This is a genomic window from Rhizobium sp. Nf11,1 (assembly GCF_050587665.1).
GTDB lineage: Bacteria > Pseudomonadota > Alphaproteobacteria > Rhizobiales > Rhizobiaceae > Rhizobium.
Map to the genome: position 1 here is coordinate 161381 of NZ_JBOBHU010000011.1, position 26294 is coordinate 187674.

The window sequence follows — 26294 nt, forward strand, 5'->3', positions numbered from 1 at the left end:
GACTCCTGCATCTCACGCGAAGCGTAAGCCAAGCGCGGCTCGGTAGTTTTAATTCGTGCGGAAATAGAAGGAACAGCACGTGGCAGCATTTCCGGAAAAGGCAAAGGTCGTCATCATCGGGCTCGGCGGCATCGTCGGCGCCTCCATCGCTCATCATCTTGTCGAGCGCGGATGGGACGATATCGTCGGCATCGACAAGTCGGGCATACCGACCGACATCGGCTCGACAGCGCATGCCTCGGACTTCTGTTACACGACGAGCCACGACTATCTGTCGGTCTGGACGACGCAATATTCGATCGATTTCTATGAGAAGATGGGCCACTACGCCCGCATCGGCGGCCTCGAAGTGGCGCGAACCGGCGACCACGCCTGGATGGAGGAAATCAAGCGCAAGCTTTCCTCGGCACGCGCTTTCGGCACCCGCGCCCATTATGTCAGCCCCGCCGAGATCAAGGAGAAGTTCCCGCTGATCGAGGAAGATCAGGTGATGGGCGGCCTTTTCGATCCGGATGCCGGCCTCGTCATTCCGCGCTCACAGACCGTTGCCGGCAAGCTGGTCGACGCCGCCGAAAAGGCAGGCAAGCTCAAGGTGTTCGGCAACACCCCGGCGAAGTCGCTGATCGTCGAAGGCGGCCGCATCAAGGGCGTCGTCACCCATCGCGGCACCATCATGGCCGACCACGTCATCGTCTGCGCCGGCCTCTGGGGCCGCCTTATCGCCGAGATGGTCGGCGAAGACCTGCCGGTCATGCCGGTCGACCATCCGCTCACCTTCTTCGGTCCCTATAACGAGTTCGAAGGCACCGGCAAGGAAATCGGCTTCCCGCTGCTGCGGGACCAGGGCAACTCCGCCTACATGCGCGACACCGGCGACCCGGCGACGACCGAGGGTGGTCAGATCGAGTGGGGCTATTACGAAGCCACCAATCCGCGCATGTGCCATCCGCGCGAACTTCTCGAAAAACACGAAGCACGCCTTTCGCCGTCGCAGCGCGACCTCGAGATGGAACAGATCCTCGAGCCACTCGAGCGCGCCATGGAACTGACACCGATCCTCGGCGAACTTGGCTATAACGAAGGTCACTCCTTCAACGGCCTGCTGCAGGTTTCCGCCGCCGGCGGCCCATCCTGCGGCGAGAGCCAGAAGGTGCGCGGTCTCTGGTATTGCGTTGCCATCTGGGTCAAGGACGGCCCGGGCTATGGCAAGCTGATCGCCGACTGGATGACCGATGGCCGTACCGAAATCGATCACAACAGCATCGACTATGCCCGCTTCTATCCGCATCAGCTGACGGAAGAATTTATCGAAGGCCGCTGCTTCGAAGCCGCCCAGAAGATCTACTTCCCGGCGGTTCACACCCGCGAACCCTATGCATCCGGCCGCAACATCAAGCGCTCGCCCTTCTACGAGCGCGAAAAGGAGCTTGGCGGCTACTTCATGGAACTGGGCGGCTGGGAGCGTGCGCACGGCTACGCCGCCAACGAGCACCTTCTGGAGAAATACGCCGACCGCGTCCCGGTTCGCGAGAACGAATGGGACAACCGTCATTTCTGGCGCGTCTCGAATGCCGAACACCTGGCGATGAGCGAGGATTGCGGCATCGTCAATCTCAGCCATTTCCACATGGTCGATATCGAGGGGCCTGATCATGTCGAGCTGATGGAGTGGCTGTGCGCCGCCAAGATCGGCGGCGATGCCAACATCGGAAAGGGTATCTACACCCACTTCCTCGACGACGAAGGCATGGTGCGCGCAGATTTCACCGTGTTCCGCATGGCCGACCGCTGCCGTCTCGTCAACGGCGCCGATGCCGGCCCGCGCGATCTGCACTATATGAAGCGCGTCGCTCAAGACCGCGGCCTTGACGTGACCGTCACCGATGTCTCGGAGAAATTCGTGACGATCGGCATCTGGGGTCCGAACGCGCGCGAGACGCTGAAGACGGTCGTAGCCGATCCGGCCGGGCTCGATCAGGAAAACTTCTCCTTTGCGGCGATCAAGCCGATCGAAATATCAGGCAAGACAGTCACCGCCTTCCGCATCTCCTATGTCGGCGAGCAGGGCTGGGAATTGCACATGAAGTACGAAGACGGCCTCGCCGTCTGGGATGCGCTGCGCTCGACCGGCGTGATGGCTTTCGGCGTCGAGACCTATGCGAACTCGCGCCGCATGGAGAAGAGCCTGCGCCTGCAGAACGCCGACCTCCTGACCCAGTACAACCTGATCGAAGCCGATCTCGCCCGCCCGAAGGTCAAGGAAGCCGATTTCCGCGGCAAGGAAAAGCATCTGGAATACAAAGCGCGCGAGCACCAGCCGGCCATGCTCTGCACGCTCGTCATGACCGAGAATACCGACAAAACAGGCGTGAAGCGCTATCCCGTCGGCAACCTGCCGGTCGTCGATCCCGCCACGGGAGAGGTTCTGGTCGACGAGCTTGGCCGCCGGTCCTACACGACCTCGATCGCCTACGGCCCGACGGTCGGCAAGAACATCGCCCTCGCCTATCTGCCGTGGTCGCATTGCCAGGTCGGACGCAAGCTTGAGGTCGAGTATTTTGCCGAGAGCTATCCGGTGGAAGTCGTCGGCGTCGGCTACAAGCCGATCTATGACCCGGAGAATCTGAAGCCGCGCACCTAATCACTCAAGCACGTGTGGCGCCGCAGGCACGCGGTGCCACACGCATGAGGCTGAGCGGCTGTAGCAGAATTTTGCTGAATGCTATTTGCTGTCGCCAGCGGCAGTTTCGACGCTATCGTCGACGGGACGGCTTGAAATGAACTGTTTCGAGACCAGCCAGCAGCCGAGCGCCCAGAGCGCGCCGGCGCACCATCCGGCGAAAACGTCCGTCGGATAATGAACGCCGAGGTAGATCCGGCTCAAACCGATGATGACGGCCAGGAAGACGCCGGCGCCCATGACGAAAATCCGCGTCGAGGGATAACGTTGTGTGCGCGCCAGCAGCGCCCCGAGCGTCAGATAGGTCACCGCCGAGACCATGGCATGGCCGGAGGGAAAACTGAGATCGCTCACCTCGACGAGGTGCGGCACGACATCGGGGCGCGGCCGCGCGACGAGGATCTTCAAAAGCGTACTCGCCAGCCACCCTGACAGCACCGAGGAAAAGACGAAGATCGCGATCGGCCAGCGCCGGTCGAGCAAGAGATAGACGGTGATGAGGACAGTCATCAGCGACAGAACGGTGATGCCGCCGAGGCTGGTGATGTCGCCGACGGCGTGCGTCAGCCAGGCGGGACCGATCGGCATGCTGAGATCGCCCTGATGTCGCAGCGCCAGCAGGATCGACTCGTCGAAGCGGAGAGTCTCGCCCTCGATAACCTCGCTCGTCAGCCGCTGCAGCAGGAAGAGGCCGCCGGCGATCGATGCCACCGTGATCAGTGCCAGCGGCTCATATGCGTTGAGCCTAGCCCAAATCCTGCGTCGTTGAACGTCACTCATGCCTGTCGCCAACTCCCTTCGTCATGTCGATCCCCTGCCACATTGGCAATACGCCCCCGGGATTCAAGGCCTTGCGGCATTTAGCGACCGCCGGGGGACCCGCGGTAGCAAACGCTCAACCTTCTTTTGCTATGGCTGGGGGATTGCGTTGGAGAGGTTTCGACGATGAAAATTCTGACGGCGACTGTTTTGATGGCAGCCATGCTGCAGCCGGTCACAGCCCTTGGCGAGACCGAATGGATGGGCGGCGCAAGACAATGGTCGGTTGGCTATGCGAGTGAGAGCCCTCCCTATTGCCGGCTGCTGTGGGACAGCGAGATCGGCAAGACCGTCGAGTTCCGCCAGAGCGCCATCGAAACCTTCTGGCTGGTGTCGAAGAACAGCTGGGACATTCCGGCTGGCACCACGACCGAGGTGACGCTGACCGATCGCATGATGACGAAAGTCATCGCCGCCGAGTTCTTCGACAAGACCACGCTTCGCCTCTGGCCCGTAGGCAGCAAGGGTAGCGGCGGACTGAAGAAGATCATCAAGAATTCCTTTTCAGGAACCCCTGACGTGCAACTGACCTTTGCCGGCGACGAAGGCGACTGGACGCTGCCGCTCTCGCGGGTTGACCAGCTCTACCCGACCTATCGCAAATGCCTCAAACGCCTTGAAGCCGGCGGGAAGCCGAAGCAGGATTCCGAAACCAGCAAGCCGTTCTGACGGTCCGCCCGATTCAATTCATCGCTGGCGGCGCTATCTCGCGGATCAGGCTGCGCACGGCCTCGATATCGCCGTTGAGTGGCCGCTCGTCGCCATAATGGGAGATACGCTCCCGCACGGCCTGATAGACAAGATCCGTGCCTGCCGCCCGGGGCGCCGTCGCCGCCAGGAAATCATGCGCCTGGGCGGCAGCCATCAGCTCGATCGCCAGGATATATTCGGCATTGTCGATGACCGCGAGCAGCTTGCCGGCGGCAGCCGTCGGATGCGCGAGGAAATCCTCCTGCAGGCCGGAGGTCAGCCCGCCGTCAAGCGCTGCGGGCGCGGCGAGGCGGCGATTTTCATTGCTGAGGGCCGCTGCGGTATACTGGGCGATCATGAAGCCGGAATGGCTGCCGGCATCGCTCGCCAGAAACGGCGGCAGGCCGCTCACCAGTGGATTGACCAGCCGGTCCATGCGCCTCTCGCTGATCGCACAGAGCTGCGCCATTGCAACGGCGAGGCTGTCGGCCGCCTGCCCGAGCGCCGGGGCGACCGCATGCGCCTCGGAGGAGACGACGGGTTCTTCCGGAGTGCCTGAAACGGCGGGATTGTCCGTTACCGAAGCGAGCTCCTGATCGGCGATGCGGGCGGAATTGTCGAAGACATCACGGGCGGCGCCGTGGGCATGCGGCACCGAACGAAGGCTCAGCGCATCCTGGGTGCGCCGGCTAAAGGCGGCGGCGATGAGACCGCTGCCCTGGAGCCGTGCGCGCAGCGCAGCGCCTACTTTCTCAATTCCCGCAGATGGCCGAAGCGCCAGCACGGCTTCGTCGAAGGCGGCGATCTGGCAGCCAGCCGCTTCCAGCGTCAGCGCCGCGATGGCATCGGCCCAGTCGAGCAACCGCTCGGCGCGCCAGAGTGCCACTGAGGTCAAGCCCGTGGAGCAGGCCGTCCCGTTGACGAGGCTCAAACCCTCCTTGGCGCCGAGTACCAGCGGGGCAAGCCCGATCGCCGCAAGCGCTTCGCCGCCGCTCATACGCCGTCCGGCAAGCGTCGCGCTGCCTTCGCCGATCAGGACGAGCGCGGTATGGGCATTATGGGTGAGATAACCGGCCGAGCCCTTGGATGGCACGTCCGGAATGCAATCATGCTCCAACAGGGCCGCAAGATGCTGGACGATCTCACGCCGCACGCCGGAATGGCCGTGGGCAAAATTGGCGATCTCGGCCGCGATGATGGCGCGCACCTCGCGGGCGGGCAGAAGCGGTCCGACGCCACAGGCATGGCTGAGCACGATGCTGCGCGACAGCAGGCTCTGCGAGGCGCGGTCGACCACCGTATCGGCCAGCGCCCCGACGCCGGTGTTGACGCCATAGGCGCGCACGCCGGTTTCGACGATGCGCGCGACGATCCGGCTTGCCCTTTCGACCCGCGCCCAGGCAGCCGGCGACAGCGCAAGCGCCTCCCCTGCCCCGACGCGCGCAACATCGCGCCAGCCCAGCACCTTATCGAGGACGACCGTCATCGACCCGTTCCGAAATGACCGATGAACTGGCGGAAGGCGGGTGTGGCGCCGCCGGCAAACATCTCGTCCGGCGTGCCGCTGCTTTCGATCAGCCCTTCGCGCATGAAGACGACGCGGTTCGAGACGTTGCGGGCAAAGCTCATCTCATGGGTGACGACGAGCATGGTCATACCCTCCTCGGCAAGCGCGCGCATGACGCGCAGGACTTCGCCGACCAGCTCCGGATCCAGCGCCGAAGTCGGCTCGTCGAAGAGCATGACCTTCGGCTTCATCGCAAGCGCGCGGGCGATGGCGGCGCGCTGCTGCTGGCCGCCGGAGAGATGGGCGGGATAGGCATGGCGTTTGTCTGCGATGCCGACCTTTTCGAGCAGCGCCTCGGCCTCGGCGATACATTCGGCGCGCGGCCGCTTCAGCACATGGATGGGTCCCTCGATGACATTCTGCAGGATGGTCATGTGGGACCAGAGGTTGAAGGACTGGAACACCATGCCGAGTTCGGAGCGGAGATGGTCGACCTGCTTCTGGCTCGCCGGCCTTGTCTTGCCGTTTTTGTGGACCATCTCGATATGCTCGCCGTCGACCCAGATTTCGCCATCGCTGGCGGTTTCGAGCAGGTTGATGCAGCGCAGGAAGGTCGATTTGCCCGAGCCGGAGGCGCCGAGCAGCGAAATCACGTCGCCGTCCTCGGCATCGAGGGAAATGCCGCGCAGCACTTCATGGGTGCCGAAGCTCTTGCGGATGTTGCGAACCGAAAGTCGGGTGACGCCTGGCATGGTTGCTCCAATCAGGTCAAAAACGCCTATGCCTTCAGCGGCTGCGGGGCCGCTCGGCGGTGTCGGGAGAGCGAATATTCAAGCAGGGCCATGCCCTGCAGGATGATGAAGTTCAGAACGAGATAGATGATCGCCGCGCAGAGGAAGACCTCCATCGTCCGGTAGGTCTGCGCGATCAGCCGCTGGGCGACGCCGGTGACCTCCCAGACGGTGACGAGGCTTGCGAGCGCCGTCGATTTCATCATCAGCACGATCTCGGTGGAATAGGCCGGCAGCGCGTGGCGGAAGGCGATCGGCGCCAGGATGCGGCGCACCAGCAGGAAACCAGACATGCCAATCGAGCGCGCCGCCTCGATCTCCTTCGGCGACACGGCACGGATGCCGCCGCGGAAGATCTCCGCCGTATAGCCGGCAGTGCAGAGCGCCAAGGACAGGATGGCGCAGACCATCGGCTCGCGCAGGAACGGCCAGAGGAAGGAATAGCGGATGACGCCGAACTGGCCGAGGCCGTAGAAGACCAGGAACATCTGGATCAACAGCGGCGAGCCGCGGAAGACGAAGATATAACCTTTGGCGAAGCCCGAAAGCAGGCGGTTGCCGCTGACCCGCATCCAGACAATGACGAGGGCCAGCAGGCCGCCGAAGAAGATCGACAGCGAAAACAGGATCAGCGTCGTCGGCACGGCTTTCAGCAATGTGACCATGGTCGAGGCGAGAAAGGCGAAATCCATCTTCGCCTCCTTACGCCTGGCCCATGGCCGATGCCGGCATGCTGCGATTGGCGCGGCGTTCGGCGCCGTTGAAGATGCGGTCCGAAAGGCTGGTCAGGATCAGGTAGAGCGCGCCGCCGGCGATGAAGAACAGGAAATACTGCCGCGTCGAGCCCGCCGCCACCTGGCTGGTGCGCATCAGCTCGGCAAGGCCTGTGACGGAGATCAGCGCCGAATCCTTGAGACTGAGCTGCCAGACATTGCCGAGGCCCGGAATGGCGAAGCGAAGCACCTGCGGCATGATGATGCGGCGAAAGCGCAGCCCGCGGTGCATGCCGATCGCCGAGGCGGCTTCGAGTTCGCCCTTGGAAATGGCGAGGAAGGCGCCGCGGAACACTTCCGCCTGATAGGAGCCGGAGATGATGCCGACGGCAAGCGCGCCGGCGGCAAAGGACGGTAGGCCGAGGAAACCCTCGTAGCCCATCGCCTTGCCGATCGAGGTGACGGCCGAGGAGCCGCCGAAATAGATGAGATAGATGATCAGCAGTTCCGGCACGCCGCGAAACACGGTGGTATAGACATTGCCGAGCGTGATGAGGAGCGGATTGCCGGAGAGTTTCGCGAAGGCGACGATCGCGCCCAGCACAGCGCCGATCGCCAGCGCCGTCGCCGTGACGGCGAGCGTCATCAAGGCGGCGAGAATGAGCAGCGCGCCCCATCCGGTTGAACCGAAGCCGAGCAGTTCCAAGCTTGCCATATCGTCCGTTCCCCGTCCGCGGCAGTGTCTTATGGATTTGAGAATAACACGCGGTCTCCGGCGTTAAAGCCGGAGACCGCACCTGCGGCCAAGAGGCCGTAAGGCTTATTGCTGCGGGCTGACGTCGACCTTGAACCATTTCATCGAAAGGTTCTTAACCGTGCCGTCGGCCAGCGTCGACTTGATCGCCTCGTTGAACTTGTCACGCAACTCGGTATCGGCCTTGCGGATGCCGAGGCCTTCGCCTTCGCCCCAGATCGAGCCGACGATCTCCGGGCCGGTGAAAGCAAGCGCGCCATTGGCTGCCTCAAAGGCATTGGCGAAATAGACGGCGTCGTCGAAGCCGAGGTCGATGCGGCCGTTCTGCAGGTCGAGGTCGCGATCGGCGCCGGTCTTGTATTCACGGATCTCGGCGATATCGCCGAAATTGTCATAGACGAACTTGGCATAGACGGTCGCCGCCTGGATGCCGATGGTCTTGCCCTTGAAGAGTTCCTTCAGCGCGTCGATCTCCTTCACGCCGGTCTGGCCGGGCGTCATCTTGATCGTGGCGCCGGTGCCGGCGGCATTGGCGAGCGGGCTATCCTTGGCCGTGGCGAAAGCGGCGGGAGTCGCGGCATAGGGAATGGTGAAATCAATAATCTTCCGCCGCTCTTCGGTAATCGACAACGCATCCATGATGACGTCGAACTTGCCGGCGTTGAGCGCCGGGATCATACCGTCCCAATCGGAGGCAACCAGCGTGCATTCGATCTTGGCGCGCTCGCAGAGCACCTTGGCAAGCTCAGGCTCGAAGCCACCAAGCGTACCGTCGGCATTGGTGAGATTCCAAGGCGCATAAGCGCCCTCAAGGGTGATGGTCGCCTTCGTCCAGTCCTTGGAAAAAGCCGGAGCTGCGAAAGCGGAAAAGGCGGCGACGCCGCAAAAAAGGATTGCGCTTAATTTCATCGATGAATTCTCCTCTGGAGTTGAAACAGACCTTGCGGCACCGCCGATCTCCGCCGGCTTGCCCGTTCCGTCCTATTTTTTCATCGAGGACTGTTCGGGAGGTTGTATATGGTACCATATGAAAAAATTTGTGATATGCAAGAGAAAAGTCGATTTATATGGCGAATTGCATCCGTGCAAAAGGAATAGGCAATGAAGCGTTCCGACGAGATGAAACGCGACCTGGCAGGAAATGACAGCACGCCGCTCTATGCCGGCGTCAAACAGGTGATCCTCGACCGCATCCACAGTGGTGAATGGCCGCCGAAATACCGCGTTCCCTCGGAAAACGAACTGGTCGTCGAGCTCGGCGTCAGCAAGATGACCGCCAACCGGGCGCTGCGCGAACTTGCCAACGAGGGCGAACTCGTCCGCATCCAGGGTGTCGGCTCCTTCGTCGCCGAGCGCAAGGGCTATTCGGCGCTGTTCGAGGTGCGCAACATCGCCGAGGAGATCGCCGAACGTGGCCATGTTCATGAGGCGTCTGTCGTCATTCTTGCCCAGGAAACCGCCTCTCCCGAGATCGCCGACAGCTTGGAACTTGAAATCGGCGCGGCGGTCTTCCACTCGCTGATCGTGCACAGCGAAAACGGCGTTCCGGTGCAGATCGAGGACCGTTTTGTCCATCCGGAAGCCGCTCCCGACTATCTCAAGCAGGACTTCACGACGCTGACGCCGAACGCCTATCTGACGGCGGCCGCCCCGCTCAGCGGCTCCGAGCATGTCGTCGAGGCGGCGATGCCGCAGGCCTGGGAATGCAAGCTGCTCACCATTCTCAAGACCGAGCCGTGCCTGACGATCCGCCGGCGCACTTGGTCGGCAAAACAGGTGGTCTCGACCGCCCGCCTCGTCTATCCCGGCTATCGCTATCGGCTCGAAGCACGCAGCGGCAAGATGTTTGAAGAGTGAAAACACTCGCCATCTTGTATATGGAACCTACTGCGAGGCCGGCGTGAATCGCGCCACCAGCGCGTGGCGATCGCCCGGATAGGTGAAACGGACGTGGGTCACCGGACCGGCGCCGCTCCAGGTGCGGCGTTCGACCACCAGGCAGGCGGTGTTGCGGGCGATGTCGAGCGCCGCGGCCACCTCGGCACTGGCGGAGACCGCGTGGATCCGGTGTTCGGCCGTGCTCCACGGCACCTGGCCGAGCAGCCACGGCCCCGGCGCCACCGTCAGAAAATCGGCATCGGCGGCCTCAGGCACGGTTTCAAGGCTGATCAGCCTCTCCTCGAGGCAGAAGGGCCGCGCCCCGGCATTGTGGACGCAGACCACCTCGACGACCGAAGACGCCACGGGCAGTTCCAGCCGGCTTCTGTCTTCCGCTTTCGCCTTGCGGCTCGCCTTCTTCGAAAGCGCATAGGAATAAGGCAGGTTCAGCGACTGCACCTCAGCCTTGATGTCGTGGATTTCGAGCACGGCCGATTGCGCCTGCGGCTGGGTGACGAAGCTGCCGGATTTCTTGCGGCGCTCGATCAGGCCCGCCTTGGCGAGCTGAGTCAGCACCTTGTTCACCGTCATACGCGAGCAGTCATACTGCGTGGCGAGGTCGACCTCGAAGGGAATACGATGCCCCGGTGGCCATTCGCCCGAGACGATACGCCCCTCGATCTCGCCCAGGATGCGCTGGTGCAAGGTCAGATCCCTGCTTTGGTTCATCGCCACGTTCCGATTGGTTCTCCGGTCTAGATCGAATGCCTTGAAAGGAAAAGTGCTTTTTCAGGCCGCCAGCAACTCGCCCATTGCGGCAAGGAACCGCCGGTCGATTGCGTCGCGCTCGCGATGGCGGCCGCCTTCCACCTGCTTAAAGCCGCGCGCCCACACGCAATCGACGGAAACGCCGCCGGCAAACAGCCAGTGATCGAGGATCTGATCGCCCGAGAGGTAGGGAACGGCTGACGTATCGAGCGAAACGAGATCGGCGTGATGACCCTCGACGAGGCCGGCCGGCGCTCTCAGCGCGCCGGCGCCGCCAGCAAGTGCGTGGGTGAATAGCGAAAGCGCCGTCGATCCGCCAGGTGCCGCGACGACATTGCGGGCGCGCAACGCCAGGCGCTGCGAATATTCGAGTTGGCGCAATTCCTCCGGCAGGGATATCCGCACGTTTGAATCCGAACCGATACCGTAACGGCCGCCCTCTTCGAGGAAGAGCGGCGCGGCAAAGGCGCCGTCGCCGAGATTGGCTTCGGTGATCGGGCAGAGGCCGGCAATCGCCCCGCTCTTCGCCATCCGCCGCGTCTCGTCCTCGGTCATATGCGTTGCATGGATGAAGCACCAGCGCTGATCGACCGGCATATGATCGAGCAGCCATTCCACCGGCCGTGCGCCGGACCAGGCAATGCAGTCCTCGACCTCCTTCACCTGTTCGGCGACATGGATGTGGATCGGCCCGTCGCCCGCCATCGGCACAAGCTTCGCCAACTCCTCGGGAGTGGCGGCCCGCAAGCTGTGCGGCGCCAGCCCGAGTTGGGCGCCGTCGAGCCGGCCGGTCACCACACTGCACCCATCCATCAGCCTTTCGAAGCTTTCCAGCGAATTGATGAAGCGTCGCTGGCCTTCAATCGGCGCGGCACCACCGAAGCCAGAATGGGCATAAAAGACGGGCAGAAGCGTCAGGCCGATGCCGGTCTCTTCGCTCGCAGCACCGATGCGTTCGGCAAGCTCGGCGATATTGGCATAAGCGCCGCCATCCTTGTCATGGTGGAGATAGTGGAATTCGCCGACACGAGAAAAGCCCGCCTCCAGCATCTCGGCATAGAGCTTGGCGGCGACTGCTTCGACATGATCGGGCGTCATCGCCAAGGCGAACTTGTACATGACCGTGCGCCAGCTCCAGAAGCTGTCACTGGCAGGCCCACGCACTTCGGCAAGACCGGCCATCGCCCTCTGGAAGGCATGGCTGTGCAGGTTGCCCATGGCGGGAACGATCAGGGCATGGCGCTCATTGCCGGGTGCTGCGGCAGCGTCGGGCTCGACCCGGGCGATGCGACCTTCTTCGAGCGTCAGCCGCACGTTCTTCCGCCAGCCTTGCGACGTCAGCGCCGTCTCCGCGTGAAGTATGGTCATGGCCTTCTTCTCCTCCTGCCGCGCCGCCGATCTTTCTTTTCCAGAAAAGCGCGCAAAATTTCTCTTGTCACCTGTTGATTATGTATATACATGTTTCGGCATAAGGAAAGGCGCAAAGCTGATGAGCGGGAACAATTTTTCTGAGGGTACCCCATCCGCCGATATCCGGCCGGTGCTGTGGCGAAATGCGCGGCTTGCGACGCTGGCGCCCGACAGAGCAGGTCTCGGCATCATCGAAAAAGGCGCCGTGCTGACTGAAGGGGCCCGTATCGCCTTTGCCGGCGCCGAAAGCGAATTGCCGGCATCCGCCATCGAGAAATCCGAGATCGTGGATCTCGAAGGCCGCTGGGTCACCCCCGGTCTCGTCGACTGCCACACCCACATCGTTCACGGCGGCAATCGCGCCCGCGAATTCGAGATGCGCCTTGCCGGCGCTACCTACGAAGAAATCGCCCGCGCCGGCGGCGGCATCGTTTCCTCGGTGAAGGCCACCAATGCGCTATCGGTCGAAGACCTCGTCGCCGAAGCGCTGCCGCGGCTCGATACGCTGCTTGCCGAAGGTCTCACGACGATCGAAGTGAAGTCCGGCTACGGGCTGAACCGGGCCGGCGAAGTGAAGATGCTGCAGAGCGCGCGCCTTCTCGGTCATATCAGACCGGTGCGCGTCGCCACCAGCTATCTCGGCGCGCATGCGACGCCGGTGGAATACAAAGGCCGCAACGGCGACTATCTCGACGATGTCGTGCTGCCCGGCCTCGACGACATGTATAATCTCGGCCTCGCCGATGCCGTCGACGGGTTCTGCGAAGGCATCGCCTTTTCCACGACCGAGATCACCCGCGTCTTCGACAAGGCGAAGGCGCTCGGCCTGCCGGTCAAGCTGCATGCCGAGCAGCTCTCCAATCTCGGCGGCGCCAAGCTTGCTGCGTCATACGGCGCGCTTTCAGCCGATCATCTCGAATATCTCGACGATGACGGCGTTGCCGCGATGGCGGCTGCCGGCACTGTCGCCGTGCTCCTGCCCGGCGCCTTCTACGCCATCCATGAGAAGCAGAAGCCGCCGGTCGAGGCGCTGCGCCGGGCCGGCGTGCCGATCGCGATCGCCACAGACTGCAATCCCGGCACCTCGCCGCTGACCTCGATGCTGCTGACCATGAACATGTCGGCGACGCTGTTCGGGCTCACCGTCGAGGAATGCATCGCCGGCGCCACCCGCGAAGGCGCCCGCGCTCTCGGCCTCATCGCCGAGACCGGAACGATCGAGCCCGGCAAGTCAGCCGATCTCGCCGTCTGGAATGTCGAAACCCTCGCCGAGCTCGTCTACCGCATCGGCTTCAACCCACTTCATGCGCGTATCTTCAAGGGCGAAAGGAACGGTCGATGACCATCACCCTCCACCCGGGCACCGTCTCGCTCAACGACCTCGAGACTATTTACTGGACGGGCGAGCCGGCAAGACTCGATCCCGCTTTCGATGCCGGCATAAACAAGGCCGCCGCCCGCATTGCCGAGATCGCCGCCGGCAACGCGCCGGTCTATGGCATCAATACCGGCTTCGGCAAACTTGCCTCGATCAAGATCGACAGCGCCGATGTCGCCACCCTGCAGCGCAATCTCATCCTGTCTCATTGTTGCGGCGTCGGGGCGCCGCTGCCGGAGAATATCGTGCGCCTGATCATGGCGCTGAAGCTCGTCTCGCTCGGGCGCGGCGCCTCCGGCGTGCGGCTGGAACTGGTGCGGCTGATCGAAGGCATGCTGGATAAGGGCGTCATCCCGCTGATCCCGGAAAAGGGTTCGGTCGGCGCTTCCGGCGATCTTGCGCCGCTCGCCCATATGGCGGCAGTGATGATGGGCGAGGCCGAAGCCTTTTTCGACGGCGAACTCCTTTCCGGCGCTGAAGCCCTCGAACGCGCCGGGCTGAAACCGGTCGTGCTCGCCGCCAAGGAGGGCCTGGCGCTGATCAACGGCACCCAAGCCTCGACGGCGCTGGCGCTCGCCGGCCTGTTCCGCGCCCATCGCGCCGCCCAATCCGCCTTGATCACGGGCGCCATGTCCACGGATGCGGCCATGGGCTCCTCGGCGCCCTTCCATGCCGATATCCATACGCTGCGCGGCCATAAGGGGCAGATCGACACGGCAGCAGCCCTGCGCGGCCTGCTCGAAAACTCCATCATCCGCCAGAGCCATATCGAGGGCGACGAGCGGGTGCAGGACCCCTATTGCATCCGCTGCCAGCCGCAGGTCGACGGCGCCTGCCTCGATCTCTTGCGCTCGGTCGCCCGCACGCTGGAGATCGAAGCCAATGCGGTCACCGACAATCCGCTGGTGCTCTCGGATAATTCCGTCGTCTCTGGCGGCAATTTCCACGCCGAACCCGTCGCCTTCGCCGCCGACCAGATCGCGCTCGCCATCTGCGAGATCGGCGCGATCTCGCAGCGCCGCATTGCGTTGCTCGTCGACCCCACCCTCTCCTATGGCCTGCCGGCCTTCCTCGCCAGGAAGCCGGGCCTGAATTCCGGCCTTATGATCGCCGAGGTCACCTCGGCGGCGCTGATGTCGGAGAACAAACAGATGTCGCACCCGGCCTCGGTCGATTCGACACCGACCTCTGCCAATCAGGAAGACCATGTCTCTATGGCCTGCCACGGCGCCCGGCGCTTGCTCGGCATGACCGAAAACCTGTTCGCCATTATCGGCATCGAGGCGCTGACGGCAGCCCAGGGCGTCGAACTGCGCGCGCCGCTGTCGACGAGCCCGGAGCTTTTGAAGGCGATCGCTGCGATCCGCGCCAAGGTGCCGAGCCTCGATAGCGACCGCTATATGGCCGGGGATCTCGCCGCCGCCGCCGCACTGGTGGCGACGGGGGCGCTGAACAGCTCGGTTTCGAATGGCATTTTGCCGGTTTTGGAGGGTTGATCGTGATGTCTGTGCACTTTGCACCCCCATCTGCCCTGCCGGGCATCTCCCCCACAAGTGGGGAGATCGGCTGGGCGGACCCGCTCGCTCCAATATCAATTGTTTGGCACAGCCCCATCCGCGGGTCGATCTTCGCCCTTGTGGGGGTCCGAAGGACGGGTCGAGACCCGCGGCTCGACCCCGGGTCCGGCAGGACAGAGGGGGGTAACGCCCGCAACGTCGGAGCGCTTTGCCTATGACCGCACCATACGAAACCCGCCAGGGCACCTCGCCGATCATCCTCGGCTTCCCCCATACCGGCACCGAGGTGCCGCCCGACATCGCCGACCGCCTCAACGACAATGGCCGTATCCTCGCCGATACCGACTGGCACATCCACCACCTCTATGACGGGCTGCTCGACAACATCACGACGGTCCGCGCCACCTTCCATCGCTACGTGATCGACGCCAACCGCGATCCAGCCGGCGTCAGCCTCTATCCCGGCCAGAACACCACCGGTCTCGTTCCGGAAACGGACTTCGACGGCAAACCAATCTGGAAGGACGGGCAGGCGCCCGCCGAGGTCGATATCGCTGCGCGGCTCAGGGACTTCCATGCGCCCTATCACGCGGCACTTGCCGCCGAGATCGAGCGCGTCAGGGCAATCCATGGCGTAGCGATCCTTTACGATTGCCACTCGATTCGCTCGCATATTCCCTTCCTGTTCGAAGGCAAGCTGCCGGATTTCAATATCGGCACCGATATGGGCAGGACCTGCGACGGCGCCGTCGAGCAGGCGACGCTTACCGTCACGCAAGCCGCCGAAGGTTATGACAGCGTGCTCAACGGCCGTTTCAAGGGGGGCTGGACGACCCGCCATTACGGCCGGCCCGAGACCGGTGTGCACGCGATCCAGATGGAGCTCGCGCAATCGACGCATCTGCAGACCGAGACGCCGCCCTTCGCCTATGACGCCGCCAAGGCCGACAGGCTTCGCATTCATCTCAAAAACATTCTGGTGCGCCTCGAACAGATAGCACCCGGCCTGAAACGATAAAGCTCACTCGACAGGGGAACCGTCATGACCAATCCACGCCACAATATCCGTGAAATCCGCGCGCCCCGCGGCAACGATCTCAATGCCAAGAGCTGGATGACGGAAGCGCCGTTGCGCATGCTGATGAACAATCTCGACCCCGACGTCGCCGAAAATCCGAACGAGCTGGTCGTCTATGGTGGCATCGGGCGCGCCGCCCGCACCTGGGAGGACTTCGACCGCATCGTCGCGACGCTGAAGACGCTGACGGAAGAGGAAACCCTGCTCGTCCAATCCGGCAAGCCGGTCGGCGTCTTCCGCACTCATAAGGATGCGCCGCGCGTTCTGATCGCCAACTCCAATCTGGTGCCGCATTGGGCGACCTGGGATCATTTCAACGAGCTGGATAAGAAGGGCCTTGCCATGTACGGCCAGATGACGGCCGGATCGTGGATCTATATCGGCACGCAGGGCATCGTGCAGGGCACTTACGAGACCTTCGTCGAGGCCGGCCGCCAGCATTATGGCGGCAATCTCAAGGGCAAATGGATCCTGACCGGGGGCCTCGGCGGCATGGGCGGCGCCCAGCCGCTCGCCGCCGTCATGGCCGGTGCCTGCTGCCTTGCCGTCGAATGCAATCCCGACTCGATCGATTTCCGCCTGCGCACCCGCTATCTCGACGCCAAGGCCGAGACGCTCGACGAAGCGCTTGAAATGATCGATCGCTGGACCAAATCAGGCGAGGCCAAATCCGTCGGCCTGCTCGGCAATGCCGCCGAGATCCTGCCGGAAATGGTCCGCCGCGGCATCCGCCCGGATATCGTCACCGACCAGACCTCGGCCCATGATCCGATCAACGGTTACCTGCCGAAGGGCTGGACGATGGCCGAGTGGAAGGCCAAGCGCGAGAGCGATCCGAAGGCAGTGGAAAAGGCCGCACGCGCCTCGATGCGCGAACATGTCGAGGCGATGATCGCCTTCTGGAACGCCGGCATTCCGACCCTCGACTACGGCAACAATATCCGCCAGGTCGCCAAGGACGAGGGCCTCGAAAACGCCTTTGCCTTCCCCGGCTTCGTGCCGGCCTATATAAGACCGCTGTTCTGCCGCGGCATCGGCCCCTTCCGCTGGGCAGCCCTGTCAGGCAACCCGGAGGACATCTACAAGACCGACGCCAAGGTGAAAGAACTGCTGCCCGACAACAAGCACCTGCACAACTGGCTCGACATGGCCAGGGAACGCATTTCCTTCCAGGGCCTGCCGGCGCGCATCTGCTGGGTCGGCCTCGGCGACCGTCACCGCCTGGCGCTGGCCTTCAATGAGATGGTCAGAAACGGCGAGCTTTCCGCGCCGATCGTCATCGGCCGTGACCACCTCGATTCGGGCTCCGTCGCCTCGCCGAACCGCGAAACCGAGGCGATGAAGGACGGCTCCGACGCCGTTTCCGACTGGCCGCTGCTGAACGCTTTGCTCAACACCGCGTCGGGCGCCACCTGGGTATCGCTGCATCACGGCGGCGGCGTCGGCATGGGCTTCTCGCAGCATTCCGGCGTCGTCATCTGCGCCGACGGCACCGACGATGCAGCAAGGCGTCTCGAACGCGTGCTCTGGAACGACCCGGCAACCGGCGTCATGCGCCACGCCGATGCCGGCTACGATATCGCCCTCGACTGCGCCCGGGACAAGGGCCTGCGCCTGCCCGGCATTCTCGGGAACTGAACCACATGAGGATCCTGCGCGCCGGCGATTACAAACGCATGCCGTGGAAGAACGGCAAGGGGGTGACGGTGGAGATCGCCGTCTCCCCGCCTGGCGCCTCGATCGACGATTTCGACTGGCGCATCAGCATGGCGGCGGTCGCGGAAAACGGGGCGTTCTCGATTTTCCCGGGCATCGACCGGACGCTGGCGGTCCTCGACGGCAACGGCATGGTGCTCGAGATCGACGGCAGCGCTGCTGTCCTGCTGACGACACAAAGCACTCCTCTTGCCTTCCCGGCTGATATCCCCGTCACCGCCAGGCTCGAAGACGGCGCGATCACCGATCTCAACGTCATGACGCGCCGGGCCGGCCTCACCCATAGCCTCGCCCGAATCGACATCGACGGCGCCACGCGCCTGCCGTTGCCATCGCCGACATGCCTGTTCCTCTGCCACCGCGGCATGGTGTCATTCCGCCGGTCGGGCGAGACCGGGACGCTTGCAGCCGGCGACACGCTGCTGATCGAGGATATGACGATAGCTGCGCTTGATATCGACGGCCAGGCCAGATGTTATCTCATCTCGATCGCTACTCACTGATTTTCCCTTAACGGTTTGGAATTTCGATCGATTTCGGAAAAAATCAGGGTGCCAGCATCGGCGATCGCGATATCAGGCCATGGACGCCGTTCCTGCTTTCGGTCTAAACTTTGCCCTTCTGATGCAGAAGAAGACCTAGACTGCCCGCGACATCAAGGGCGGCAAGGGAGCAGGTGTGACGGATCCATACGATATTCTCGGCGTTGAACGCGATGCGGACGAGGCGAAGCTGAAGGCGGCCTACCGGCGCCTGGCAAAGGTCGCCCATCCTGATTCGGGCGGCGATACGGAAGCCTTCGACAATCTGCAGAAAGCCTATGCGCTGCTTCTCGATCCGGTCCGCCGCAAGGTCTATGACGATACCGGCTATGACGTCGAGTTCGCCGATGCGGCCGAGCTGCAGGCGCTTGTGATGATCGAGAAGCTCGTGACCGACGCCGTGCTCGACGAGCGGGCGCCGGGCAGTTTCGATCCGGTCGCGGTCATGCAGGAAAGCCTCTCCGAGGAACTGCGCAAGGCGCGGTTCAGCAAGAGCGAGCTGGAACGCCACGCCTCGCGCGTCGGCCTGCATCTGGAGCGGTTGGAAAAGCAGTCCGGCCGTGATGTGCTCGCCCATATGTTCCGCGCCCGCATCGAAGCGATCTCCAAGGCGGTCGCGGAAACCGAGGCGAAGATCAAGGCGGCCGAACGCGCCGCCGACATGCTGAGCGGCTACGTCTACGATCTCGATCCGTCGTTGCTGCCGGAAGCTTCTGTGACCAATCTCGAATGGATCGAGACCTCCAGAAACCGCTCCACCGGCTGACGCAGCGCGCGCTAAAACCATCAGTAGGACAGCTTCGGATACCAGTCCGGCGCCCGGCCTTCCGGCGTCGTGTCGATCAGCGTCCAGAGCGGCATCAGATCGGGCGCGCCGCGCGGATCCTCGCCGGGATCAGCCGTCACGCCGCCCATTTCCTGGCTCCAGAAGTGGCGGATCGTGCCGTCGCGCCGCGTGAAGACGTTGTAGGCGGCGTCATCGCCGCCGCCTCTGCCTATGGCGTGATAGTCGCGGCTGTAATCGCCCGACGGATCGGAATAAAGCGGCAGGTGGTGCCAGCCGCGCTCCTTCTTGAAGGCGAGCAGTCTGCCGATCGGCGAAAGCGCGACCACCGCAAGGGCGGCGCGCTGCTGGATATCCGGCACCTCGCCATCCCAGGCCGACAGCAGCGAGGTGCACATGGGGCATGGACGCTCGCGCTCCGGCCCGAACATGTAGCTATAGACGATCAGCGTCTCCTTGTCGGCAAAGAGCTCGCTCAGCGAGATCGGCCCGTCGGCGCCTTCGAAGCGATAATCCTTCTTCACCTCGCCGCCCGGCGGCAGCGCCCGGCGCTGTCTTGCCACGCGCTCGATGTGCCGGCGCAATTCGATCTCTTCGGCCAACAGCGCATCGCGGGCGATACGATATTCCTCGCTCTCATTCGGGAAACGAACGGCATTCTTGGCCGCGAGTACGGCGGCGGGTACCAGCTGACGGTTATCCATGACAATCCTCCTGTCGTTGCCTGATGATGTGCCGACCTCAGGGCAATATGCAGCACATCGTTGGAATGACGATCGGAAGATGCGAAAATCGACAGGGCGGCGAAAAATATCCCACTTCGGAATCCCGAAATTCCCCCGCTTCGGGATTCCGAAATTCGAGCCGTTTTGCGCGGTGTCGTCGCGAAGAAATAATCAATGATTTCAATCCCGCAACCTATTTCGGGATTCCGAAGTGCTATATAGATCTTGGTGGGATTATGCACGCTCGCCACACAAAACTGCTCGGACGCCGGATGCCTGAATGCAAAAAGGGCGCTCGACCCTTGCGGGGAGCGCCCTTATCCTGTCGGACAGCGAACAGCTCGACAACGTCGATACCGGGCGCATCCATTTTTCAGGCAGGCCCGCTATATGGACGCTTGCATTCGCCGTTTCAAGGGCTTTTTGCATCATCTTTAGCATGCGGCCACTAAAGGGCGGCGCCGGTCACCGGATTGACCACCGGCCGCTCGCTTTTGTCGCCCTCCCCAGCCGGCTGCACGGCCGGCGGCGCCATCGATTCGGCGTCGGTGGGTTCCGGCTTGCCGGGAACCACATTGACATCCTTGGGACGGCGCTGCTCGGGCTTTACGTTTTCATCATTCGTCGACATTGTCTGTCTCCTTTCCAGGGAAGAAGTCCGGGCTGCCGACATGGTTCCGGGGGCGGATGGAGGATTGCCGATGCTCGAAAGGTTTTTGCTGCAGGGGCCGCAGGATGCTCGCTTCACCATCCTTCTTGCCCATGGCGCCGGCGCGCCGATGGATTCGGCCTCGATGACAGCGGCGGCCGACGCGCTTGCCGGCGTCGGCTTTCGCGTCGCCAGGTTCGAATTCGCCTATATGGCCGCCCGCCGCACCGGAGTCCGCAAGCCGCCGCCGCGCGCCGAAACCCTTAACCCCGAATATGAGGCGGCGATTGCCGCGCTCGACGCTGGCGGTCCTCTCATCATCGGCGGCAAGTCGATGGGCGGACGGGTGGCGAGCATGGTCGCAGACGGTCTCTACGACAGGGGAAAGATCGCCGGACTGCTCTGCCTCGGCTATCCCTTCCATCCGCCCGGCCAGCCGGAGAAGCTGCGCACCGGCCATCTTGCAGGGCTCAAGACCCCCACCCTGATCTGCCAGGGAACACGCGACGAATTCGGCACGAAGGACGAGGTACCAGGCTACGATCTCTCCGACCGGATCGAGATCCTCTGGCTCGAGGACGGCGATCACGACCTCAAGCCGCGCAAGAAAATCTCCGGCTTCTCCGCTGCCGACCACCTCGCCGCGATGGCAAAGGCGGCAAAGGCGTGGGCCGAACGCCTGCCGCTTTAGGCACTGCCTCTTGGCCGTCGTCGGGTGGAAAGCTTCCTCACATCGATGCGCCGGTCGGCGGCGAAAACAGTGATTTCGAAATGATCGGCCTGCACCACGTCGCGGATATTCCTCGGCCGGTGCGCCGCGACGTTCACCCCGCCTCTCAGCCGCACGCTGTCATAGAGAATGCCGGCGCCGCCACTCGAGCGCACCTCTTCGCCGAGCACCTGCGATGCAGCGTAGCTCGTGCCGTCATAGATATCGGGCCGCAGCGTCTGTTCGCCGCGAATGTCGAGATAGTCGCCGATCAGGGTGGCGGTATAACTGCGATAGGTGCGCGCCATCGTCGCCACCCCACGCGCCACAGCCTCGCGGCGGAGATGATGACCGACCTCGGCGGCGGCTGTCTTCAGATTGTCGGCTGCATACCAGGCGCCGAGATCGGGGCCATTGAACCGCATGCCGCCGGGTGCGACATGCAGGAATGCCGCCATCACGATGCTGGCATTGGGCGTGCCGTAGACCCATTCCTTTTCGGGAAGCCGCCGGATGCGGTCGGCCACGAGCCGGTCATTGGTCCATCCCACAAGTTCCATGACGGCTTCGAGATCGGCCGCCCTCGCCACAGTATCGAAGAGACCGATCGGCGGAAATTGCGACGGGATCAGCCGGTAGGACGGTCGCGGCGCCTCGGCGAAACGGTCGCTCACCGGAAGACGATGTCCGCGTCTTCGTAGGGCGTGAATGCCTCGTCGAGCCGGTTCGGCGGCATATAGAGCCCGCCGCGCGCGCCGTCGAGAAACCGGCGCACAGTTATCAGCCCGTCCTGGGTGCCGCTTGTGACGATATCGAGCGGCGACTGGCCGCCGAAGACACGCGCCTGATGCGGCGTTCGCAGCCAGTCGATTCCGGCGCGTTCGTCGGCAAACAGCACGCCGAGCGCCTGGTGGATGCCGAGCACGGCGGAGATGCGGGTCAGGGTATCGACATCGAGGGTGAAGGCGCCGTGCTCACGCGCCTGCTTGGCCCAGCTGTGATAGGTCGAGCGGGAGGGATAACCGAGCACGAGGAGGCGCTGTTCTTCAGTGAGCCCCCAGAGATCGGCGATCGCCAGGAAGGTCCGCAAGGCCGGCGGGCTCAGCCGCCTTCGATTGGCCGGCGCAAACCGCTGCGTTTCCAGCCGCTCCGGCTCCTGCTCCCTGTGTCTTGCCTGCTGCATAGCATTCTCCTGTCTTGAACTAGATTTAGTCCAAATCTGGGCATCCGGCAAGTTAATTGGAAGTGGGACTTCAGGATAGCTCTCCGGCCGCCTCGCGGATCGTCTGCATCAGGATCGATTGCGGCAGCGATGGCACCGCATCGGCGCGCATCGTCAGCCCGACCGGCCCCTTGGTTTCGCCGGTGTCGATCGGCAGAAGCGCCAGCCGCCCATCAGCGACATCGCCTGCCACCACGCCGTTGGAAATGATCCAGATCGCATCGCTTGCCCTCAGAAAGGCGCGGCCGAAGGAATCCGACACCGTCTCGATCTGGTTCGGCAGGCTGGAAATACCGTTGGCGATGAGGAAATTTTCGACGACCGGCCGGATGATCGAGCCGCGCGTCGGCATCAGCACCGTGTAGTCGGCGAAACCGGCAAAGGGCGATTGCCGGCTATCGAGCAGCGGATGGCCGGGACGCACGGCAAACACCACCTGCTCGGAATAGAGATGTTCGAAGGAAAAGCCCGCCATCTTCTCAGCTCCGGCCAGGCGGCCAACCACGAGGTCGAGATCGCCGACGCGAAGCTGCTCCAAGAGCACGGCGTTTTCGCCGGTGACGATCTTCACCCGGCTCCGGGTATTTTCATTGAGGAAGAGTTCCATCGCCCGCGGCATGATGCGCGACGACACCGTCGGCAGGGCGCCGATCCGGATCGGCGGCGCATCGGCGAACTGCTCCTGCGAGACGGAATCGAGACCCTGGCGCAGCGCCGTCAGCGCGGCGCCTGCATGCCGCAGGAAAACCTCGCCGTAACGGGTGATCTTGATGCCGCGGCCGTCGCGCTCGAAGACGGCAACACCCAGCACCTCTTCCAGTTCGCGGATCGTCTTCGTCACCGCCGGCTGGCTGACATGCAGCAACTCCGCCGCCTTCATGACGCTCTTCTGCCGCGCCACCTCGACAAAGGTCTGCAGATGACGAAACTTGACGCGGCTGTCGATCATTCCATAACTCCTGGGTTATCGAGATGCCCTGAAAATATCATTTTACTTAACCGGATCAACCATCCAGTTTTGCGCCAAGAGATGGTGGCGAGTTGACGAGAAGGCGCAATCGGTCATCCTCGGCCTTGACCCGCGGCTGGTGATGCCGTGTGGATGCTCGGGCCAGGCCCGAGCATGACGGAGGGGCGCCAATGGCTGCCCTCACCCTAACCCTCTCCCCGCAGGCGGGGCGAGGGGACGTGCCAAACGAGGCATCGAGGTTGAGGGAGAGGTGCGGCAGATCCCTTCTCCCCGCACGCGGGGGTCCGAAGGACGGGACGAGACGCGTGGCTCGACCCAGGCAGAGGTGGCGGCAGCCGGATGAGTGGCTACCCGGCTGAGCTCATGATGACGGAGGAAGCGACGTGCAGTTCGCCCGCATAAACGACGTGACGATCCACTATCAGCTTATCGGCGCTCCCGCCGACCGGCCGGTGATCGTCTTCATCAATTCGCTCGGAACGGATTTCCGCATCTGGCGCGATGTCGTGGTACGGCTTGCCGGCGATTACGCCATCGTGCTGTACGACAAGCGCGGCCACGGCCTTTCCGACGTCGGCCAGCTCCCCTCGTCGATCGAGGATCACGCGACCGATCTTGCCGGCCTGCTCGACCTACTCTCGGTCAAGGATGCCGTCATCTGCGGCCTGTCGGTCGGCGGCCTCATCGCCCAGTCGCTGACGCAGCGCCGGCCGGACCTCGTCGGCGCCCTCATCCTTTGCGACACCGCCCATAAGATCGGCACGGCTGAGAGCTGGAACGCCCGCATCGCCGCCGTCGAAGACAAGGGCATCGGCAGCATCGTCGACGCCGTGATGGAACGCTGGTTCACGCCGGCCTTCCGCCGGCCCGAGAACACCGCCTATGCCGGCTATTGCAACATGCTGACGCGCCAGCCCGTGGAGGGTTACCTCGCCGCCTGTGAGGCGATCCGCGACTCGGATTTCACCGAGGCCGCGAAGTCGATCGCTGTGCCGACACTCTGCATCGTTGGCGACCAGGACGGCTCGACGCCGCCTGATCTGGTGCTTTCCACGGCGCGGCTGATCCCCGGCGCCCATTACGAGGTCATCCGCGACTGCGCCCATATTCCTTGCGTCGAGCAGCCGGAGGCGCTGACGGCGATCATCCGCGCCTTCCTCACCTCTATTTCGCCTAGAGAAAGCAGCCCATGAACGAAACAGCCTCCTCCTCCGAACGCTATCGGCAAGGCATGGCGACCCGTCGCGCCGTGCTCGGAGACGCCCATGTCGAGCGCGCCATAGCGGCAACGACGGAGTTCGACCGCCCCTTCCAGGAGCTGATCACCGAAGCCGCCTGGGGCCATGTCTGGTCGCGCCCAGCGCTGACGAGGCGCGAGCGTTCGATCGTCACCATCGCCCTGCTGGCCGCACTCGGCCAGGACGATGAGGTCGCCATGCATGTGCGTGCCACCGCCAATACGGGTGCGACCCGGGAGGATATCTGCGAGGCGCTGTTGCATGTGGCGATCTATGCCGGCGTTCCCGCCGCCAACCACGCGATCAAGATTGCCAAGCAGGCCTTTGCACAGATGGACGCCGAGAAAGCGGCCTGAGGGGGAGAAATGTCCGAACGAGCAAACAACAAGCCGGAGACCGGCGCCTTCTTCGCCCGCGACCGCGCCTGGCACGCGCCGGCGCTGACCCCCGGCTACAAAACCTCGGTGCTGCGCGCGCCGCAGCGCGCGCTGCTGTCACTCGACGGCACGATCACCGAAACGACAGGCCCGGTCTTCGGCCATTCAATCATCGGCGAGCTCGACAACGACCTGATACTGAACTATGCGCGGCCGGGCGAAAGCGCCATCGGCGAACGCATCATCGTCCATGGCCGCGTGCTCGACGAGCGGGCCAAGCCGGTGGCCGGCGCCCTGGTCGAATTCTGGCAGGCCAATGCCGGCGGCCGCTACCGCCACAAGAAGGAAACCTATCTCGCGGCAATCGACCCGAATTTCGGCGGCTGCGGCCGCGCCATCACCGACGACGAGGGCCGCTATCATTTCCGCACCGTCCGGCCCGGCGCCTATCCCTGGCCGAACGGCGTCAACGACTGGCGCCCCGCCCATATTCACTTCTCGATCTTCGGCCACGGCTTTGCCCAGCGTCTGATCACGCAGATGTATTTCGAGGGCGACCCGATGATCTGGAAATGTCCGATCGTCGGTACGATCCCCGACAAGGCGGCGATCGAGCAGCTGATCGCGCCGCTCGACTGGGGCAACACGATCCCGATGGATTCGCGCGCCTATAAATTCGATATCGTGCTGCGCGGCCGCCGCTCGACGATGTTCGAAAACAGGCTGGAGGGCAACTGACCATGCAGCAGCTCGGCTATCTCAAGGAAACCCCGTCGCAGACCGCCGGTCCCTATGTGCATATCGGCCTGACGCCGAATTTCTGCGACATCACAGGCGTCTACGACAGCGATCTCGGCAGCGTGATGCTCAACGACAAGACGCTCGGCGAACGCATCACCGTCACCGGCCGCATCTTCGACGGCGCGGACGCGCTGGTGCGCGATGCCGTCGTCGAGATCTGGCAGGCCGACAGCGCCGGCTTTTACAATAGTCCCTCGGAAATGCGCGGCGCCGCCGACCCGAACTTCGCCGGCTGGGGCCGCTGCCCGACCCGGGCCGACGACGGCGTCTACAGCTTCGAAACCATCAAGCCCGGGTGGGTCCCCTTCAAGGACGGCCGCAGACAGGCGCCGCACATCACTTTCTGGATCGTCGCCCGCGGCATCAATATCGGCCTGCATACGCGGATGTATTTTCCGGAGGAGGCCGAAGCCAACGCCAGCGACCCGCTGCTTGCCCGCATCGAACATCGCGAACGCGTTGCCACCATGGTCGCCACCCGCGATAGCGCAACCTGCCGTTTCGACATCCATCTGCAGGGGCCGAAGGAGACGGTGTTTCTGGATATTTGAGGGTGTGCCGGCTGCTTGTCGGAGAAT

Annotated in this window: 27 protein-coding genes; 14 read left to right on the top strand and 13 right to left on the bottom strand. The window is 63.5% G+C overall.

The features are described 5' to 3' along the window. Positions 1 to 79: 79 nt before the first annotated feature. A complete protein-coding gene (locus tag ACQ7C1_RS18055; protein WP_430959276.1) occupies positions 80 to 2641 on the top strand; it encodes a GcvT family protein in 2562 nt (853 codons plus the stop codon). Between the two features lie 81 nt (positions 2642 to 2722). Here ACQ7C1_RS18055 and ACQ7C1_RS18060 read toward each other — a convergent pair whose 3' ends face one another. Further along, positions 2723 to 3460 (bottom strand): phosphatase PAP2 family protein, encoded by a 738-nt coding sequence (locus ACQ7C1_RS18060; protein WP_430959277.1) that lies wholly within the window; start codon positions 3458 to 3460, stop codon positions 2723 to 2725. A gap of 165 nt (positions 3461 to 3625) precedes the next feature. Here ACQ7C1_RS18060 and ACQ7C1_RS18065 point away from each other — a divergent pair, with 165 nt between their 5' ends. Then, positions 3626 to 4168, top strand: a complete 543-nt coding sequence (locus ACQ7C1_RS18065; protein WP_430959278.1) for a hypothetical protein — start codon at positions 3626 to 3628, stop codon at positions 4166 to 4168. 13 nt (positions 4169 to 4181) lie between these two features. On the opposite strand, the gene ACQ7C1_RS18070 is transcribed toward ACQ7C1_RS18065, so the two are convergent. The 5 genes from ACQ7C1_RS18070 to ACQ7C1_RS18090 form a co-directional block, all read right to left on the bottom strand. Further along, the gene (locus ACQ7C1_RS18070) at positions 4182 to 5675 is read right to left on the bottom strand and encodes an HAL/PAL/TAL family ammonia-lyase (RefSeq protein WP_430959279.1); all 1494 of its coding nucleotides are present in this window, start codon (positions 5673 to 5675) and stop codon (positions 4182 to 4184) included. Next, a complete protein-coding gene (locus ACQ7C1_RS18075; protein WP_430959280.1) occupies positions 5672 to 6448 on the bottom strand; it encodes an ABC transporter ATP-binding protein in 777 nt (258 codons plus the stop codon). Before ACQ7C1_RS18075 ends, ACQ7C1_RS18070 begins: the two co-directional genes overlap by 4 nt. Before the next feature lie 26 nt (positions 6449 to 6474). After that, the gene (locus ACQ7C1_RS18080) at positions 6475 to 7179 is read right to left on the bottom strand and encodes an ABC transporter permease (protein ID WP_430959281.1); all 705 of its coding nucleotides are present in this window, start codon (positions 7177 to 7179) and stop codon (positions 6475 to 6477) included. A 10-nt stretch (positions 7180 to 7189) separates the two neighbouring features. Beyond that, complete coding sequence (locus ACQ7C1_RS18085) at positions 7190 to 7915, bottom strand: ABC transporter permease (protein ID WP_097598838.1); 726 nt, start codon at positions 7913 to 7915, stop codon at positions 7190 to 7192. Between the two features lie 105 nt (positions 7916 to 8020). Next, positions 8021 to 8863 carry a transporter substrate-binding domain-containing protein gene (locus tag ACQ7C1_RS18090; RefSeq protein WP_085780928.1) on the bottom strand — a complete coding sequence of 281 codons (843 nt, stop codon included), beginning with the start codon at positions 8861 to 8863 and terminating at the stop codon, positions 8021 to 8023. 192 nt (positions 8864 to 9055) lie between these two features. On the opposite strand from ACQ7C1_RS18090, the gene hutC (ACQ7C1_RS18095) reads away from it, so the two are divergent. Further along, entirely contained in the window at positions 9056 to 9811 is a 756-nt protein-coding gene (gene hutC / locus ACQ7C1_RS18095) for a histidine utilization repressor (protein ID WP_085780927.1), read from the top strand. Positions 9812 to 9838: 27 nt separating this feature from the next. Here the strand turns inward: hutC (ACQ7C1_RS18095) and hutC (ACQ7C1_RS18100) are convergent, their stop codons facing one another. Continuing rightward, positions 9839 to 10561, bottom strand: coding sequence for a histidine utilization repressor (gene hutC, locus ACQ7C1_RS18100; RefSeq protein WP_285195561.1), 723 nt, complete (start codon positions 10559 to 10561; stop codon positions 9839 to 9841). A gap of 60 nt (positions 10562 to 10621) precedes the next feature. After that, positions 10622 to 11968, bottom strand: a complete 1347-nt coding sequence (locus ACQ7C1_RS18105; RefSeq protein WP_430959282.1) for a formimidoylglutamate deiminase — start codon at positions 11966 to 11968, stop codon at positions 10622 to 10624. 121 nt (positions 11969 to 12089) lie between these two features. On the opposite strand from ACQ7C1_RS18105, the gene hutI reads away from it, so the two are divergent. From hutI to ACQ7C1_RS18135, 6 genes are all read left to right on the top strand, one after another. Further along, a complete protein-coding gene (gene hutI / locus ACQ7C1_RS18110) occupies positions 12090 to 13352 on the top strand; it encodes an imidazolonepropionase (RefSeq protein WP_430959283.1) in 1263 nt (420 codons plus the stop codon). Continuing rightward, positions 13349 to 14884: a histidine ammonia-lyase gene (gene hutH / locus ACQ7C1_RS18115; RefSeq protein ID WP_430959284.1), complete on the top strand. Its 1536-nt coding sequence runs from the start codon at positions 13349 to 13351 to the stop codon at positions 14882 to 14884. Before hutI ends, hutH begins: the two co-directional genes overlap by 4 nt. Before the next feature lie 235 nt (positions 14885 to 15119). Then, positions 15120 to 15923 carry an N-formylglutamate deformylase gene (gene hutG, locus ACQ7C1_RS18120; RefSeq protein ID WP_221139337.1) on the top strand — a complete coding sequence of 268 codons (804 nt, stop codon included), beginning with the start codon at positions 15120 to 15122 and terminating at the stop codon, positions 15921 to 15923. Positions 15924 to 15947: 24 nt separating this feature from the next. Continuing rightward, positions 15948 to 17621 (top strand): urocanate hydratase, encoded by a 1674-nt coding sequence (gene hutU, locus ACQ7C1_RS18125; RefSeq protein ID WP_221139336.1) that lies wholly within the window; start codon positions 15948 to 15950, stop codon positions 17619 to 17621. Between the two features lie 5 nt (positions 17622 to 17626). Then, positions 17627 to 18202 carry a HutD/Ves family protein gene (locus tag ACQ7C1_RS18130; RefSeq protein WP_430959285.1) on the top strand — a complete coding sequence of 192 codons (576 nt, stop codon included), beginning with the start codon at positions 17627 to 17629 and terminating at the stop codon, positions 18200 to 18202. Between the two features lie 175 nt (positions 18203 to 18377). Further along, positions 18378 to 19007, top strand: a complete 630-nt coding sequence (locus ACQ7C1_RS18135; RefSeq protein ID WP_011427926.1) for a J domain-containing protein — start codon at positions 18378 to 18380, stop codon at positions 19005 to 19007. A 20-nt stretch (positions 19008 to 19027) separates the two neighbouring features. Here ACQ7C1_RS18135 and ACQ7C1_RS18140 read toward each other — a convergent pair whose 3' ends face one another. Further along, positions 19028 to 19729 (bottom strand): DUF899 family protein, encoded by a 702-nt coding sequence (locus tag ACQ7C1_RS18140; RefSeq protein ID WP_430959286.1) that lies wholly within the window; start codon positions 19727 to 19729, stop codon positions 19028 to 19030. A 469-nt stretch (positions 19730 to 20198) separates the two neighbouring features. After that, complete coding sequence (locus ACQ7C1_RS18145) at positions 20199 to 20381, bottom strand: hypothetical protein (RefSeq protein ID WP_430959287.1); 183 nt, start codon at positions 20379 to 20381, stop codon at positions 20199 to 20201. Between the two features lie 70 nt (positions 20382 to 20451). Between ACQ7C1_RS18145 and ACQ7C1_RS18150 the strand changes: the two genes are divergently transcribed. Further along, positions 20452 to 21090: an alpha/beta hydrolase family protein gene (locus ACQ7C1_RS18150; protein ID WP_430959288.1), complete on the top strand. Its 639-nt coding sequence runs from the start codon at positions 20452 to 20454 to the stop codon at positions 21088 to 21090. Here ACQ7C1_RS18150 and ACQ7C1_RS18155 read toward each other — a convergent pair. From ACQ7C1_RS18155 to pcaQ, 3 genes are all read right to left on the bottom strand, one after another. After that, complete coding sequence (locus tag ACQ7C1_RS18155) at positions 21087 to 21782, bottom strand: RES family NAD+ phosphorylase (protein ID WP_430959289.1); 696 nt, start codon at positions 21780 to 21782, stop codon at positions 21087 to 21089. The two genes, ACQ7C1_RS18150 and ACQ7C1_RS18155, sit on opposite strands and share 4 nt — an antisense overlap. After that, positions 21779 to 22291: an MbcA/ParS/Xre antitoxin family protein gene (locus ACQ7C1_RS18160; protein WP_430959290.1), complete on the bottom strand. Its 513-nt coding sequence runs from the start codon at positions 22289 to 22291 to the stop codon at positions 21779 to 21781. Before ACQ7C1_RS18160 ends, ACQ7C1_RS18155 begins: the two co-directional genes overlap by 4 nt. Positions 22292 to 22361: 70 nt before the next feature. After that, entirely contained in the window at positions 22362 to 23279 is a 918-nt protein-coding gene (pcaQ, locus tag ACQ7C1_RS18165) for a pca operon transcription factor PcaQ (RefSeq protein ID WP_430959291.1), read from the bottom strand. 404 nt (positions 23280 to 23683) lie between these two features. Between pcaQ and pcaD the strand changes: the two genes are divergently transcribed. Genes pcaD through pcaG form a run of 4 tightly spaced genes read left to right on the top strand, consistent with a single transcriptional unit; the run spans position 23684 to position 26267 of the window. Beyond that, positions 23684 to 24493, top strand: coding sequence for a 3-oxoadipate enol-lactonase (pcaD, locus tag ACQ7C1_RS18170; RefSeq protein WP_430959292.1), 810 nt, complete (start codon positions 23684 to 23686; stop codon positions 24491 to 24493). After that, complete coding sequence (pcaC, locus tag ACQ7C1_RS18175) at positions 24490 to 24894, top strand: 4-carboxymuconolactone decarboxylase (protein ID WP_430959293.1); 405 nt, start codon at positions 24490 to 24492, stop codon at positions 24892 to 24894. Before pcaD ends, pcaC begins: the two co-directional genes overlap by 4 nt. A 9-nt stretch (positions 24895 to 24903) precedes the next feature. Then, on the top strand, positions 24904 to 25653 hold the full coding sequence (pcaH, locus tag ACQ7C1_RS18180; RefSeq protein ID WP_430959294.1) for a protocatechuate 3,4-dioxygenase subunit beta: 750 nt from the start codon (positions 24904 to 24906) through the stop codon (positions 25651 to 25653). A 2-nt stretch (positions 25654 to 25655) separates the two neighbouring features. Then, positions 25656 to 26267 (top strand): protocatechuate 3,4-dioxygenase subunit alpha, encoded by a 612-nt coding sequence (pcaG, locus tag ACQ7C1_RS18185; protein ID WP_430959295.1) that lies wholly within the window; start codon positions 25656 to 25658, stop codon positions 26265 to 26267. Positions 26268 to 26294: the final 27 nt, after the last annotated feature.